This window comes from Propionispira raffinosivorans DSM 20765, assembly GCF_000381065.1.
Classification (GTDB): domain Bacteria; phylum Bacillota; class Negativicutes; order Selenomonadales; family Selenomonadaceae; genus Propionispira; species Propionispira raffinosivorans.
Genome location: NZ_KB905851.1, coordinates 1 through 15,327, shown reverse-complemented (window position 1 = coordinate 15,327; position 15,327 = coordinate 1). Strand labels below are relative to the sequence as shown.

The 15,327-nt window shown below is 37.9% G+C and carries 12 protein-coding genes, 1 tRNA gene, 2 pseudogenes and 1 riboswitch; of the genes and pseudogenes, 4 read left to right on the top strand and 11 right to left on the bottom strand.

Translation table 11 applies throughout. The features are described from left to right. Window position 1: 1 nt before the first annotated feature. The 4 genes from F606_RS0111015 to F606_RS0111000 form a co-directional block, all read right to left on the bottom strand. Complete coding sequence (locus tag F606_RS0111015) at window positions 2-637, bottom strand: hypothetical protein (protein ID WP_019553943.1); 636 nt, start codon at window positions 635-637, stop codon at window positions 2-4. Window positions 638-656: 19 nt separating this feature from the next. Continuing rightward, window positions 657-1,598, bottom strand: coding sequence for a respiratory chain complex I subunit 1 family protein (locus F606_RS0111010; protein WP_019553942.1), 942 nt, complete (start codon window positions 1,596-1,598; stop codon window positions 657-659). A 9-nt stretch (window positions 1,599-1,607) separates the two neighbouring features. Beyond that, window positions 1,608-3,644 (bottom strand): proton-conducting transporter transmembrane domain-containing protein, encoded by a 2,037-nt coding sequence (locus tag F606_RS0111005; RefSeq protein ID WP_019553941.1) that lies wholly within the window; start codon window positions 3,642-3,644, stop codon window positions 1,608-1,610. A gap of 261 nt (window positions 3,645-3,905) precedes the next feature. Then, window positions 3,906-4,664, bottom strand: a complete 759-nt coding sequence (locus F606_RS0111000; protein WP_019553940.1) for a transposase — start codon at window positions 4,662-4,664, stop codon at window positions 3,906-3,908. 241 nt (window positions 4,665-4,905) lie between these two features. Here F606_RS0111000 and F606_RS0110995 point away from each other — a divergent pair, with 241 nt between their 5' ends. Continuing rightward, the gene (locus F606_RS0110995; RefSeq protein WP_019553939.1) at window positions 4,906-5,286 is read left to right on the top strand and encodes a methylglyoxal synthase; all 381 of its coding nucleotides are present in this window, start codon (window positions 4,906-4,908) and stop codon (window positions 5,284-5,286) included. A 51-nt stretch (window positions 5,287-5,337) separates the two neighbouring features. Here the strand turns inward: F606_RS0110995 and F606_RS0110990 are convergent, their stop codons facing one another. The 6 genes from F606_RS0110990 to trhA all read right to left on the bottom strand — a co-directional run bounded on the left by F606_RS0110990 (window position 5,338) and on the right by trhA (window position 11,857). Then, window positions 5,338-7,134: a heme NO-binding domain-containing protein gene (locus F606_RS0110990; RefSeq protein WP_019553938.1), complete on the bottom strand. Its 1,797-nt coding sequence runs from the start codon at window positions 7,132-7,134 to the stop codon at window positions 5,338-5,340. Window positions 7,135-7,264: 130 nt separating this feature from the next. Then, window positions 7,265-8,311, bottom strand: a complete 1,047-nt coding sequence (gene hydE / locus F606_RS0110985; protein WP_019553937.1) for a [FeFe] hydrogenase H-cluster radical SAM maturase HydE — start codon at window positions 8,309-8,311, stop codon at window positions 7,265-7,267. A gap of 121 nt (window positions 8,312-8,432) precedes the next feature. Then, complete coding sequence (locus F606_RS21020) at window positions 8,433-8,984, bottom strand: hypothetical protein (RefSeq protein ID WP_019553936.1); 552 nt, start codon at window positions 8,982-8,984, stop codon at window positions 8,433-8,435. A 235-nt stretch (window positions 8,985-9,219) separates the two neighbouring features. Further along, window positions 9,220-9,804, bottom strand: coding sequence for a hypothetical protein (locus F606_RS0110975; RefSeq protein WP_019553935.1), 585 nt, complete (start codon window positions 9,802-9,804; stop codon window positions 9,220-9,222). Between the two features lie 145 nt (window positions 9,805-9,949). Beyond that, the gene (gene metA, locus F606_RS0110970; RefSeq protein WP_019553934.1) at window positions 9,950-10,897 is read right to left on the bottom strand and encodes a homoserine O-acetyltransferase MetA; all 948 of its coding nucleotides are present in this window, start codon (window positions 10,895-10,897) and stop codon (window positions 9,950-9,952) included. Window positions 10,898-10,993: 96 nt separating this feature from the next. Next, window positions 10,994-11,093: riboswitch (SAM riboswitch) on the bottom strand. 77 nt (window positions 11,094-11,170) lie between these two features. Beyond that, window positions 11,171-11,857, bottom strand: a complete 687-nt coding sequence (trhA, locus tag F606_RS0110965; RefSeq protein WP_019553933.1) for a PAQR family membrane homeostasis protein TrhA — start codon at window positions 11,855-11,857, stop codon at window positions 11,171-11,173. 639 nt (window positions 11,858-12,496) lie between these two features. Between trhA and F606_RS0110960 the strand changes: the two genes are divergently transcribed. After that, window positions 12,497-13,972 (top strand): sensor domain-containing diguanylate cyclase, encoded by a 1,476-nt coding sequence (locus tag F606_RS0110960; RefSeq protein ID WP_211210064.1) that lies wholly within the window; start codon window positions 12,497-12,499, stop codon window positions 13,970-13,972. Window positions 13,973-14,058: 86 nt separating this feature from the next. After that, window positions 14,059-14,134 (top strand) — tRNA-Thr (locus tag F606_RS0110955). Window positions 14,135-14,359: 225 nt separating this feature from the next. Here the strand turns inward: F606_RS0110955 and tnpC are convergent. Beyond that, a pseudogene (tnpC, locus tag F606_RS21015) lies at window positions 14,360-14,980 on the bottom strand (IS66 family transposase); the annotation flags it as partial. A 46-nt stretch (window positions 14,981-15,026) separates the two neighbouring features. On the opposite strand from tnpC, the pseudogene F606_RS23960 reads away from it, so the two are divergent. Next, window positions 15,027-15,327 (top strand): annotated as a pseudogene (locus tag F606_RS23960) (IS66 family transposase); the annotation flags it as partial.

Genomic DNA, 15,327 nt, shown 5'->3' with positions numbered 1-15,327 from the left:
CTTATCCCCTTAAATCCTGCATTTTTTCTGTATTCAAACTATGGAAAACAGAATGAATCTTAAATGTCAAACTCGCAATAATTACAACCGCTACAAATAAATCAAAGAAAATCCCTAGTTCAACGGCTAGAGGCATTCCATAGCTTAACGACTGTGTAATCAAAAATAAACCGTTTTCAATCACAATGACACCAATTCCTTCCATCAAAACTTGCTTATTATTGATAATCGTAAATGTTCCTAAAAACACTAAACTTATCGCTGCTGACAGATAACGCATCCCATGTTCCGCTCCCGGAAGCATCAAATGAGATGCTACATACTGCCCCAACACCGTTAGCAAAAGGGCTATCAGCATCGTAGAAAACTGCCCCATGCTCCGTACAATGTTTCGGTGTTCTTTCGTTTTACGCACCGTATAATACAATATATAGGGTATCAGAAACGTTTTAACCACCAGGGTTAAAATGGCCCCAATTAAAAGATGCACCAGTCCCGTGCGATACCACATAATAAATCCGATTACAGCCAGACCAGCTGATTGGATTGTTATAATAAATACAGCATCCATCGTCTTTTTCGTCCTAAATAAAAGCAGCGTACTTACGAGTAAAATCACCGTAATAAAACTATCCATTTGTATTTTTCTTCCCCCTTTATACAGCAATTTGCAAAACAATCGCCAAAACCGATAACGCCATTGAAACTGCCAACAATTTTGGTACTTTAAACAACCTCATTTTTGCATAAACCGTTTCAATCACCGCCAGCAATATACCAAGCAGAATAACTTTAAGCAAATAAAAAATACTGCCCTCAAAAATTGCCAAACCGGTAAATTCTTTGGCAATCCCCCATGGGATAAAAAGATCGATAAATAAAGTAAAAACAAGAATTTGCTTCACCAAAAGAGCCCAATGCAAAAGGCCCCAATAACGGCCCGAATATTCAAGCAGCATAGCTTCATGAATCATGGTAAGTTCCAGATGTGTATCCGGGTTATCATAAGGTATCCGCCCTGTTTCAACAATGACCACAAGCAAAAATGCCACAAAGGAGAGCCAATACGCGTAATTAAATAAATCCCGGCCCCCCGTAAGCAAAGATTCGACAATCACCCTCAGATTGGTTGTGCCAACCTGCATAAGTACAGCAATCACCGCAAGCAGCAGCGCCGCTTCACAAATAGCAGACATGATCATCTCCCGGCTCGATCCCATCCCGCCAAAAGCACTGCCGGAATCCAAAGCCGTAATCGCTAGAAAAAAACGCACGACGGCAAAAAGATAAACCAGTAAAATGATATCACCGGTAAAGGTCAGCGATGAATACAATGCCGCCATGGGCAGCAAACTTACTGAACCCAGGACAATGGCAAAAACAAGATAAGGTGTTGTCCGCGTGAGCCAAGAAGCCTCTTTAGCAAGCACTGCATCTTTACGCAGATATTTAAATAAATCACGATATGGCTGTATAAGATCAGCACCAATACGATTTTGCAGCCGAGCCTTCACTTTTTTTATGATCCCCTCTACCAATGGTGCTGCAAATAAAACCAACAAAACCTGACAGACCATATATACTATTTTTTCTATCATCCATTCCACCTACCTAATCCATAACAAAGTAATAATTAAAGCTGCAACCATATAAGCCACATAAGCTTGCAAATTACCATTTTGAATGATTTTAACTTGCTTAAATAGTTTTACCATAAGTCCAATACAAGGTTTATAAACATTATCACCAACACGAGCATCGATATTGATACGATGCTCGATTCGCTTTGGATAATATTGATATTCAGCTTGTGTCACAATCTTGTTATGTGCTCCAAGAATTCTCTTGAAAATACGCAGCAACGGCTGTGAATAGGATGCTGCTGTATATTCCATAATAGGAAGATGTTCCCCTCCGCAAGTCCAGACAGATTCTAGTTCATAACGACTCCGTCCATACAGACGGCGAATCAAAAGATACGTAAACAGTAAAATGACAAAAATCAAACCTGTCACAATGCCCGTGGAGATTGTCAGTTTTTCGGCAGCTCCAACAAACGGAACAAGGACAATAAAATCACTCTTAAACACCACGGAAAAATACCCACTCGTCACCGCATTAATAAACAAGAATGCTCCGCCAGGATATATTCCCAATACGAGCGACAAAAAACAAAGCACCATCATTCCAACGCGCATACTTCCATTAACATCTTGCATCTCAGCCGCCTCTGGAGTGCGTGCCTTGCCTAAAAAAGCGATGCCAAAGTGTTTAACCACAGCTGCCGCCGCCAGCGCTCCAGACAGTCCCATGGCCGCCACAACCATGGCAGCAAAAAGTTTAATAAATGGCGTTGATGGTTCAAAAGCCATATGCAGCATCGATTGCAGCAAAAGCCACTCACTCATAAATCCAGTAAATGGCGGTAAAGAAGCCAAGGTCATCCCGCCAATCAAAAAAGCGCCCGCCATCCAAGGCATCCGATGAATAAGACCGCCGAGACGACTTATATTGCATGTTCCCGTTGCCCTCAGCATAACTCCAGCTCCCATAAACAGTAGAGATTTAAAGATGCAGTGACTGAAAACATGGTACAATGTACCCGAAAAAGCCAGTGCCGCCAACGTAAATGCGCCCACTGCATTAAAATACAAACTTGCACCAATTCCCACACAAATAAGTCCCATGTTCTCCACACTACTATAAGCAAGAAACCGTTTCGTATCATTTTGCAAAGCACCTAACAAACTGCCCGCAAACATAGAAACCGTTCCTATTCCAATAACGCACAGCCCCCACCAGAGCGGGCCTGTGCCAAAAAAATCAAAAGATACACGTAGTAATGCATACACAGGCATTTTGATCATTGCTGAAGCCATCAGCGTCGTTGCGCTCGATGGTGCCGCCGGATAAGCCCGTGGCAGCCATACATTAATTGGAAACAATCCCATTTTTGCAGCAAAACCAATAAAAAACAAAAAAAAGATTATGGATCCTGCTAATTCTGATACCTGTGACCCAACATTCTTGTAAGCAGCAAACTCTAAACTGCCCGTATACCAATACAACAATAAAAAAGCGATACTCAAACAAACGCCGATTACATGTGTCATCGTCAAATAAATATAGCCCGCGGAACGAACTTTCTTTTTTTCATGTTCAAACATCACCAGCGCAAAAGACGTCAACGCCATGAACTCCCAAAAGATCAAAAAGGTCACGGAAGTATCAACACCAACAACGCCAATAAGGGAAAGGATAAAAAAATTCATAATAGCCCCGAGATAGTTTCTACCATCCAGTTGTTTATTAGAACCAACATCTCCCTGTGCGTAAATAGCACAAATTAAAACCATACTGCCAATAATCAATAAAAAGAAGGACGATAGCATATCAAAATGAACTTTCAATATGATTGGGTCCATAATCGTCCACGCCATCAAGTTTAAGGTTTCCTGAAACAAAAGCAACCGCCCCGCCACAATTGTCATCAAAACACCGCCGGCAAAAGAACAACCATTGGCAAAAGCAGTCGCAAAGTGCTGCCATTTATGCAAAAGCAACGGAAATATACCGCCCAAAATAAAAAAGAGCACACCCAGCTCAAATAAATTGTTAAATAAATCCTGTGTTAACAAAAACATACTACCTCCAATATCTATACTACTGAATATCTGATTATTTGAATATACTACATATCAATTAAATACACAAGCGATTGCTGCACAAAAGATAAAAAAAATATATAAATGCTATTATAAGGTACATTAAATATCCTATACGGCAATCGTCAAGAATGGAGTTACACGTTTTATTAAAAAAATTTTTCAAACAAGAAGAGCCCCTGTATATAACAAGCTTTTTCAGCCGATTAACTATAGGAGCTCTTTAAATTTTATTGTTTTTTATATTTTTGCGACAACACTTTGGCTAAAACCACTCACTTTAGCAATTTGCCATGTAGACGTTGTATCCAGTGATTTCACTTCTCTCAACATTTCATTGCGGTCTGGTTTCGATAAACGTTTTAATTCCTCCACCGTTTTTACTCGGGCTAAACGAAGTAAAAGGGCCAGCAAATCTGCATCAGCAATCTTTTCCCGACAAGCTTCTAAACATTTATCCTCGGAAGGTTCATTCATATACTTGCGAAAAGCAATGCGCTGCGCTGCTTCTTCTTTACCAAAAATAGCTAAAACTTTTTGTGTATCAACAAGCGAATCCGCATCTATGTATTCTTTAAAACTGCTCCAGGGATATCTGCTAATTTCAGTTACCGCACCAGTACGAACAGGTTCTTGATGAATATAACGTAAAACTGTTTTTAAATAATCGTCCGACTCAATTGGCTCACTTTTAAAACGATCATGAAACAACTGCCCTTCACGCGCATATTTTGCGTTATAGCGTGCAACATACTTAACCCCGATACGCTTCATAATATTACTGACGGTATTCTGCCCTTCACGAATCACAAGATGGACATGATGATCCATCACCACATAGCCAAACACAGCGTAGCCGCAGATTGCTTTATAATCATGCACCAACTTTAAAAAAGCTGTTTTGTCCTCGTCCTCTTCAAATACTGTTTGCATATCCAGACCGCGTATAATAATATGATAAATTCCGGTACTACTTTTCACTCTTGCTTTTCTTGCCACTTACATTCACTCCATTCGGAGATATTTTATCATAAGTCCTATGCGTGATGCAATATCTGTCCCTAAAGTTATCGATTTTCACAATTGTTGCACAATAAGAACAACGATAAAAATTACCGAAACAAAATCCTAGTGAAATCAAATTTTTTTCTCAGAATTCTGCTATTTACCTGTTTTCACAAATACGCTATACTGAAATAGTAATTCATACTAAATAAAATCTATCAAAGCAGGTGTATTCATGAAAACAATCGCTTTAATTGCCCATGACAAGAAAAAAACTGAAATGTTAGAATTTGTCGACCATCATAAAGACGTACTTTCGCAATACGACCTCATTGCTACCAGAACAACCGGGACACTGATCAATGAAAAATTTCATTTAAATGTAAAAACTCTGATGTCCGGTCCGCTTGGCGGCGATCAGCAAATTGGCGCACTCGTCGCAACAGAAAAAGTTGATCTTGTTATTTTCCTGCGTGATCCGCTGACATCACAACCTCACGAGCCAGACATTACAGCCTTGCTGCGAATTTGCGATGTACATAATATCCCTTTGGCTACCAACCGTCGCAGTGCTCATATTTTAGTAAAATGGCTGGTCACAGAACAAAACAAATAAATAATAAAAAAAACAGACGATTTGAAATCGTCTGTTTTTTTTATTATCTTATTAAATTTTATACTGATTGATATCCACCGCAAAATTCTGCGTCATCTTCTTAAATTCACCAATCTTACCAATCATATCTTGCAATTTATCATTATAAATACGAACTGCTGAATTAACTTCCTGTGTTGCCGCTGAATTTTCTTCAGAAATTGCCGCAATCGATTCAATATTTCCATAGACGGAATTGATATCTTCCATTTCATGTTCCAGCTTAGATATCATATCCACAATTCCTGCTGAAACAGCTCTAATATTAGCAACATGTTCCGCATTCTCATTTACGACACCGATAAGCTGTTTGCTTTCCGTTGACAAAAGAGCGTATTCTTCATCAACAGATTTCACAACATCCTGAATTGTATGGGTAATGACCAAAACATCTGCCGAAATAATTTCGGAATGCTGCTGCGACTCTTCGGCGAGTCGTCCAACTTCCTGCGCTACAACTGCAAAGCCACGACCTTGTTCACCTGCTCTGGCTGCTTCAATCGCTGCATTAAGCGCAAGCATATTCGTCTGTCCAGCAATCGCTGCCACCATACCCGTGATTTCGGTAATTTTCTGTGTCTGCACACTTAATTTCCCTACATCTTTTTTGACCTTAGCAAAATTAACCATACTATCATGGATCTTATCGCTTGAACTGTGAACATCCCCAAAGCCGCGATCAATTTTATCAACAGCATTTTGCAAATGCTGGTTATTTTCAATTTGTTGATCCACAACCGTTTTGAGCGTTACAATATTACCGTTTAAAATTCCGACTGCATCCGTAGTCGAAGTTGCTTCATGAAGTACTGACACGGCTACTTCATCCATAATATTTGTAATATGATCGGAAGCCGAACCCATATTGCCCGCGAGCGTATTAAAGGTTCCACCATAGCGGTTCAATTCATCTGTCGTTCCTTTAAAGCCAGTAAAATCTGCTTTGATCCGTTTCTTATATTCTTCAATCTTACAGTTGAGGCGCTCAAATTCATCTTTTGTATGTAAAGTAAAGGTCTCAATATAGCGATGTTCTAAAAGTCGATCCATCTGCAATTTTATAGACTGCATTGGACGCAATAGAACCGCTGCGGAAATATAGGATACAAAACCCGCTACCAATGAAGTCCACAAGGATACTTCCGTAAAGGTTCGAACAATAAGCAGTGCTACGAACACAGCAACCGTTACCAGTAAGCCGATTTTAGCTGCAAGACCGCCGACAAACCCCAGCCATTTATTAAGACCAAAAGTTTGCGTATGGGTAATCGATTGAGCAAATTTCAGCTTCAATTTTAAAGAATTTGAAGTTTGTTCCAACACTTCTATTCCCAATGCTTCATGGTAATGTTCAGCGGACCCATCCAATAAGCCAAGAAAATAATCGAACATGGCTCGTTCTGAACGGTAAGAGAAAATTGCTTCATATTCACTGATCGGAGTCATGATAACCTCCGGCGGTTTTGCACCAGCGATACGTTTCACCACTTCCACATGTATATCATACAGTGATGCTAAAAAAGAATATAATGTCTTATTTTGAAAAAATGCGGGATAAACGTTAAAAAATGCGGTAACGTTATCTTTCCCGATGGCATGCCAAATTTGTTTGACTGATTGCCCTGTTTTTTTTGACAGCATTTCTACCATCTGTTTTGGTTTATTATCTTCTACATCTTCGGTTGGCAAAAAAATTCTTGTCGACTCCCAACCAAGATTCCCCATGATTTCAGCGACTACAGCTTCGCCCCAGAGCTTTTTTGCTGTACTAATCCACGTTGCTACAACTGTCCCTTTTATTTTAATCACCCCATAAATTTCTAGAACTATTCTTACTTAGATTTAATTATACATTATATCAATTCATTTGGAAATGATTTTATAGGATTTCTATCCCACTTTTCCCAAAAAAGAGCTGTTGCCAGCCCCGTTTAACAATCTACACTTTATGACTATTTGCATGACAACGAAATCCCTTATGTTCTGAAATTTTCCGTCCAATTGCCATAATTTTCCCGCCAATACAGCCACGACAATGCGCAGGTGTATCAGAAATACATATTTTCCCCGGATACAATGCATATTTGCGCCGATAATCTCCCTCGGTTACATTTGGCATCACAACATTGGCTCCCGACTGCAGAGCAATGATTCTCGCATTACGATCCAGTGTTTCCATCGCAGTCGTTGCAGGAATATTAGCCTCTGGCAGCAAAAGCCTCAATAACGCAACAAAAGATCTCGCCAGTAGAAACGAACCGCCTTTTGCATTATGTAAAGGCGTATCACCATTGGGAATAAAAGGACCTATACCAACCATATCAGCATCGATTTCCTGAAAAAATAAAAGATCCTGGGCCAATGATTCAATGGTCTGATTTGGTAGTCCAACTAGAGACCCTGTACCAACTTCATAGCCCAACTGCTTAAGATCAGACAGGCAGCGAAGACGATTTTCAAAGCTCATGCCTGGATTTAAAGCTTCATATAACTCCCTATCGGTTGTTTCAATACGAATCAAATAACGATCGGCACCAGCTTCCTTATAAGCCTTATATTCTTCATATGTTTTCTCACCAATACTGAGTGTAATCGCAAGGTCCATTTTTTTTATTTTCCGTAAAACACGGCTAAGAATGTCAACGCTAAAATGCATATCTTCACCCGATTGCATCACGACAGTTTTATAGCCATACGATTTCGCCTTTGCCGCAAAATCAAGAATTTCATCTTCAGAAAGTCGATACCGTTCAACCTTTTCATTATCGCGCCGCAGGCCGCAATAGAGGCAATTTTGTTTACATATATTAGAAAATTCAATCAATCCACGCAAGTGAACTTCATCCCCCACAAAAATATGGCGAACTCGATCCGCTGCCTGAGCAAGCTCTTCTTGATATTCTTCGTTTTTTAATAATGCAACAATCTCACTGCCTGTTAATTTATGTGTCTGTTCCGCTTTGTTAATCAATTTATGATAATCCATAAGTAACACCTTTTCGTTATAATAATCCATATTAGTATATATCATTTAGCGAGAACTTCGCAAACAAAACATTTACACAAAAACGTGGACTAAAGCCAAGGCCTCATCCACGTTTTTTAGACTACTTTGTATACAATTTGGCAGCATACGCTATACTACGATCCTGTAATTCTGCCTGATGCAAAGCAGCATACTTTATGATTTCCTCATAAAAAATATGATCGAAACTTTTAGTGGATAATTTAGTCAAATCGCATAGACGATTTGGTTCGCTGCTATCCAGCGCATTCCAGTTTGTATCCAGCTCTGTATATGTTTTCACGAATACAGTTTGATGCTGTAAATCAATAATCAGATCTTCCGCTGATCCAGCCAGGTTCTCATACCCCACTGTATCTAACCCTTTCCAGTTACGTTTTTCTACAATATCCTGGATTTGAAGCCAGTCAAAACTTTTAACCGTTTTCACCAGCAAAATATTACGATCGACACGTCCCGTATCGTCTACAAAAAAACGTATTTCGCTGGTGTTAAAATAATAGTTAATTCGTGCTGAGGACTGTACCCATTTATAAGAACTGTCCGAAATGGCCAATTCTGCGAAAGCTGTCCGAGGTAAAATCAACCCTATACACACTAGTACTACAAAATACAAAAAAAAATTTTTCCGCATCAGCATTCTCCTATCGATTAAACTTAAACCTGCTCACATCTGAATAACTTAGGCTGGTATTTTCCGCTTTCCATCGCAAAACAGCAGCCTAAACCATCCAAACATTTTCAAATGATTACTACTCCCTATTAATCATAATATTATTTTAGTACGTCTGTCAATTCTCTGCTACTAAAAAAGTTTGAATTAAAATTAAAATTTTAATTCAAACTTTTTTATCAAACCAATTTGGTTGTCATTCTTTATTATTTTGTTTTTCTGCTGTCTTTTGAGCTTTTTTCAACTCGCGCTGCATCGTTTTTGTATTATGATTGAGATCATCTGCATGTTTTGCCGCATAATCAATGACCTGCTGAGCAAAAATATATTCCGGCTGATCTTTTGGTAAAACTTTGAGATCATAAAGCTGATCCGAACTTTCGGCAGTCAATACTTTAAATGCCGTATCAATATCTTGATGACTTCGTATCCAAACCGTTTTTTTATCTAAATCAATTTCTCTGACTTCAATAATTCCATGGAAATTTTCATAACCCGTCAATTTTTGACCACGCGCTTCACGCTGCGTAATAACCGCCTGTGGTTTCGGTTCTTCATATGTCATAATAGACGAAAACAACAACCTGCTTTTATCAATTTTGCCATGTTTATCAACAGCATACGACATTTTATCACTACCAAAATAATAATTGGTCTGATCGGAAGAAAATGCCCACTGGTAGCCTTTTATTCCATTGGACTGCTCCTGCGCCAAAGCTGCTGGCATCATCACCAAAAGAACTAAAATCGTACTCATTAAAAGAATAACCTGTTTTTTCATTATAAATCCCCTATTCATAGCTGTATTTTACTGATATCTATACTTTATATTGTTAATTTTATACAGCTATTCTTTGATTTCTCTTAGATTTTTCACGATTTCGCTAAAATGAGTCTAAAGTCCAGCCACAAACCTTGCCATACGCTTAAATATAATACATATAGTCATTCGCTGCATAAAGTTCATCTAAATTATATGGCGTTTCCTGGTATACATAATAATTGAGCCAATTAGCAAAAAGTAAGTTGGCAACACTTCGCCATTTCATAACTGGCTGCTTCGTCGGATCATCATTTGGATAATAGTTTTGTGGAATTTCTATTTTCATCCCCGCTTTTACATCGCGATCATATTCACCTTTTAATGTAAGTGGATCATATTCAGCATGTCCCGTAATAAAAAATTGTCGTTTCGCTAGATTCGCGATGGCATAAACGCCTGCCGCTCCTTCAGCTTCTGATAAAATAGTCAGCGCTTCCACTTTTTCAATATCCTCTTTGCGGACTTCCGTATGACGTGAATGTGGAACATAAAATTCATCATCAAAGCCGCGAAATAATTTTTCATGTTCCACACTCAAATGATGTTTATATACACCGAAAATTTTCGGTGAAACTGCATGCTTTTTGATTCCATAATGATAATAAAGACCGGCTTGTGCTCCCCAACAAATATGGAATGTTGAATATGCATGTGATTTACTCCATTCCATAATTTCACAGATTTCATCCCAATACGCAACATCTTCAAAATCCATCTGTTCAACTGGAGCACCTGTAATAATCAGTCCATCATATTTTTTATGCCGTACCTCGGCAAATGTACCATAAAATTCCGTCAAATAATCTTGTGATGTATGTTGCGGCACATAGGATTCCGTATAAATAAAATCGACTTCAACCTGAATTGGTGAATTGCCTAACAGCCGCAGCAGCTGCGTCTCCGTAATTGATTTCACCGGCATGAGATTCACAATCAAGATCTTAAGCGGTCTAATATCCTGTTTATAAGCCCGATCGGTATCCATGACAAAAATATTTTCACTTTCTAAAATATTGGTTGCTGGTAAATTATTTGGTATTTTGATTGGCATATTCGTTTATCCTCCCTTTAAAAACGAAAGATTTCTCTTACTCTAAGCAAGAAAAAGATCCCATTCAAATGAAAGGGACCTTTTTAAGCGTGTTCCCTCTCATCTTCCAGGAATTTTCCTGCTGGATTTAGCACCTTGCGCATGCGCCGGTTGCCGGGTGTCATCGGGCCAGTCCCTCGACCACTCTTGATAAGAGTAATATGAAATTTTAACGTCATAAATCAATGATTAATTCTAACATAACAACTTTACAAGTGTCAATAAAATTCCATTTTACATAATTCCTAATGAAGTCATATGAATGACTACTTCTGGCAGAGGTAAAACGAATTTAAAAATCGCTACAAAATGAGCAATACTTCCAGCTAACACAAACAAATGCCAAATCGCATGATTATAAGGAATTTTTTTTACAAGATAAAAAACTGCACCTACCGTATAAAAAACACCCCCGGCAATCATCCAATAAATCGCTTCAATTGGCAGCAGACCCAAAAGCGGACGAATCATCACCACCGCAAACCAGCCCATCGCCAAATAACATAGTGTACCCAAAACCTTAAATTTTTCAACACAAAATATCTGGAAAACAATCCCCGCTGCAGCTAGTGACCAAACAATTCCAAAGATTGTCCACCCAACTTCACCATGTAAAGGAATTAATGTAAAGGGCGTATAGTTGCCTGCAATCAAAACATAAATTGCAGCATGATCAATAAATTTAAAAATTGACTTGAGCTTCTCATTCGTAAAACTATGGTATAACGTAGACGCAAGATACAATAAGATAAGCGAAATCCCATAAATTATACAACTCGTAACATGCCACGTGCCTTCATCATAATAGAGCACCAGCATTCCAACAAGTGCAACAACCGCCATAGCTGTACCAACACCATGCGTCACCGCATTTAAAATTTCCTCGAGACTAAGTCGAGCCTTAATAACAACTTCATGCATAAAAACACATCCTTTCCTCTTAACAAAAGTTAAGCATATGCATTGAATACCCTCTCATTTTACCACAAAACAAATGAAAATGAATCCTTTTCTCATAGAAAAATCAAATATCTCATCCCGCATAACTCCTTTAAATTCAAATAAACCCGCCACATCTTGCAATATAGGTGCAATTGATTATTTCCCATTTAAATAGTATAATTGTCCTATATTATATGGAGTAGATGGTACGATGAAAAAAGTTTATTTTTGCAATCATTTCAAGCAACGGATTGAGTTTAAAATTATTTCATACATAAATAAATTAAGGCAGTTATCGCCACAATAAAATCCGCATTTTTCAAGATGATCACTAACAAATCCTTACTTATTTAGTATGAATAATTTGTCTATTCATACTACTATAATAACCATTAATGATAGTATAATAATCTGTTTAAATGTTCACCAAACTATGTTACAATTATTAATTGTAACCATGTGTTGGCGATTATTTTTCATTGCTGGAACTTAGCATTAATGGTTTTTTTAGAAAATTTAACTTGGATTTATGAATGCACAATAGGATAATTGTTTTCTTATTTACATGATCATTTCATTCGATAAGATAAGGTCGTGATTCCTATGAACCGAACAAAAATGAAAAAGCATTATTTGAAACATATTTCTGTGTTATTATCTTTTTCTATTGTTTTAACGATTTGTGTTGAAATGCCTTTTATCCAAGATTATATTGCCGGAAAAGCACTTATAGTCATCCTACTTTTCACTGCACTTTATTATTGTTTAAAATTGCAAGAAAATGTTCGAGCATACGATCAACAAAATCTTGAATTTGATTCACTAATGGACACCGTATCTTGTGGTATCGTTACATATGCTTTGGATGATAACTTAACGATTTTATATGCAAATGCAGGTTATTATAAATTAATCGGTTATTCCCCTGCACAAGTCAAACAAAAATTCAACAATAGCGGTCGTAATTTTATCGGTGCAGAAAAACTTCTCAGCAAAATTATTGTTTCCGATACAATTACACCTAATATTGATAATTTGACATTTGATTTCACGCTAAAAAGAACGGATGGCACATTCGTATGGTTGCGAGCAAACTGTTACCGCTACCATCGATCCAACAATCGATACGATACGGTATCTTACTTATTGCTAGATATTACAAAATCAAAAATGTATCAACAAAAACTATTATTAGAAAAAGAACGTTATCATATTGCTACAGAAATGACAAATGATGTCATATTCGAATATGATATTGAGACTGATATAATTGAACACAGTGCCAAATATACTGAATTATTCGGCCGTCAGGCTCGCTGTATAAATTTTTCGAAAAACATATATAAAGACAATTTTGTCTATCGTAAAGATATCGATACCATCAAAAAATTAATCAATTCATTTCGTTCAGGTGAACCTAAATTTTCCACTGAGCTCAAACTTCGTAACATTGAAGGATCCTATGCATGGTTTCATATCAACAGTCAAACAATCTATAATATACGACATGAACCGATTAAAGTCATTGGTAAAATCGTCAATATCGATACACAGAAAAAAACCTTATTATCGCTCGAAAAAAAAGCCTGTAAAGACCCTTTAACTGATTTATATAACAAAGCCGTCACAGAAACTATGATCAATAGTTTCCTAAAAAAAACACCAAAATCGAAAGCAATCCATGCCTTGATGATTATTGATATTGATGATTTCAAAGATATCAATGACACGTTCGGTCATTTGATTGGTGATGAAGTGCTCAAAACATTTTCCCTGCAGCTCCAATCCCTTTTCGGTCCCAATGATGTCATCGGTCGAATCGGCGGTGATGAGTTTGTTGCTTTTATGCATGATATCCGCTCCACAAAAACGGTATTTCGTAAAGCCAACGCTATTTCACACACACTCCGCCAAAATCAATATGCTGGAAATAAAGACTGCATGGTATCCGCCAGCATCGGTATCGCCATTTCTCCGCAAAACGGAGCTACGTACAAAGAACTGCTCGACGCTGCCGATCATGCTTTATATCAAATAAAAAGCAGCGGCAAAGATTGTTTCGCCACTGCTAATAATACATACCAAAACTCTTAAACTGAAATGAAACTGATTTTCTGTATTATTTTTTACAATTTCTTGACATTTTTTCAATACTACGTTAAAATATGTTGTGTGATCGCGCTGATGTAGCTCAGTTGGTAGAGCAGCTCATTCGTAATGAGCAGGTCGTAGGTTCAATTCCTATCATCAGCTCCAGTGTTATCAATGCCTCCGAGGTTTTCGGAGGCTTTTTTGTTGTCTAAAAATAAGGAAATGCGCCTTATTTGCGCCTTAACAGTAAATAGCAAAAATACCATTGCCTTATGACAGAATCTCATTTGGTAACAGTATTTTGTAAGCGTACAACAAAACAGTGTATATAAAAATAGCAGCCGTCGATGTATACTCAGAATATGAATATATATCGAACGACTGCTATGCTTATTTGCAAATTTGCTGTATTTTTTCACTCCATGGAAGATGATCTTCTAAAAGTTGTGGCTCTCTTAGAAACAGGATATTCGGAAGCATTTCAAACAGATACTTCAAATATTTGTACTCGTTTATTTTATTAGCCTTGCACGTTTCTATAAGGCTATAGATGGCTGCACTTGCTGCGGCGCCTTTTGGACTGCCACTAAACAGCCAATTTTTGCGTCCAATTGTAAAAGGTCGGATACTGTTTTCTGCCCAATTATTTGAAAGGTTGCAATTCCCATCTTCTAGAAAAGCTTCTAGACCCTTTTTATTGTTTTCGGCATAGTTCATGGCTTTGCACAATTTCGATTTTGGCATGATCTTGCCTTTATTCGTTTCAATCCATAACCAAAAAGCCTCTAATGCAGGCTTTTCCTGTAAAAGACGCTGTTTTTTCCGTTCTTCGGCTTCGAGAGATGCGAATTCTTTTTCCATATAAAAGAGTTGATTGATTTGTTCAATACCTGCTTTTGTTAGAGTCGTTTCTTCATCATTCAAGCCTTGTGGCAAAGCATCAACAAAATCTCTACGTACATGTGACCAGCATAAACATCTCGTGACATCGGCTACTTTATTGTAGCCCGCATAGGCGTCTGTATTATTCCGATATCGGAATAATACGGATGGTTATGCTGGATATCACAGCCTACCAGACAAAATTGTCGTTGTTGGCTGTTGGGCGCATGCCCGAAGAAAATTTGATGAAGCACTGAAATGCCTTCCTGAAAAAGACCGTGAAGGGTCTGGTGCACAACGGTGTAAACAGTATTGCACCCAACTATTTGCGATTGAGCGGCAGCTTGCCGATTGTACAACAGAAGAACGTTATAAAAAACGGCAGGAACTGGCAAAACCAGTGCTTGACGAGTTTTTGTCATACCTTCATACAAAGAAAGCATCTACAAAAAGTAGTTTTGGTCGAGCAGTACATT

Bases quoted from the DNA above. Each gene is read 5' to 3' on its own strand.
- F606_RS0111010 (WP_019553942.1), bottom strand. From the start codon at position 1,598: ATGATAGAAAAAATAGTATATATGGTCTGTCAGGTTTTGTTGGTTTTA.
- F606_RS0110975 (WP_019553935.1), bottom strand. From the start codon at position 9,804: ATGAAAAAACAGGTTATTCTTTTAATGAGTACGATTTTAGTTCTTTTG.
- F606_RS0111015 (WP_019553943.1), bottom strand. From the start codon at position 637: ATGGATAGTTTTATTACGGTGATTTTACTCGTAAGTACGCTGCTTTTA.
- hydE (WP_019553937.1), bottom strand. From the start codon at position 8,311: ATGGATTATCATAAATTGATTAACAAAGCGGAACAGACACATAAATTA.
- trhA (WP_019553933.1), bottom strand. From the start codon at position 11,857: ATGCATGAAGTTGTTATTAAGGCTCGACTTAGTCTCGAGGAAATTTTA.
- F606_RS21020 (WP_019553936.1), bottom strand. From the start codon at position 8,984: ATGCGGAAAAATTTTTTTTTGTATTTTGTAGTACTAGTGTGTATAGGG.
- F606_RS0110960 (WP_211210064.1), top strand. From the start codon at position 12,497: ATGAAAAAGCATTATTTGAAACATATTTCTGTGTTATTATCTTTTTCT.
- F606_RS0110995 (WP_019553939.1), top strand. From the start codon at position 4,906: ATGAAAACAATCGCTTTAATTGCCCATGACAAGAAAAAAACTGAAATG.
- metA (WP_019553934.1), bottom strand. From the start codon at position 10,897: ATGCCAATCAAAATACCAAATAATTTACCAGCAACCAATATTTTAGAA.
- F606_RS0111005 (WP_019553941.1), bottom strand. From the start codon at position 3,644: ATGTTTTTGTTAACACAGGATTTATTTAACAATTTATTTGAGCTGGGT.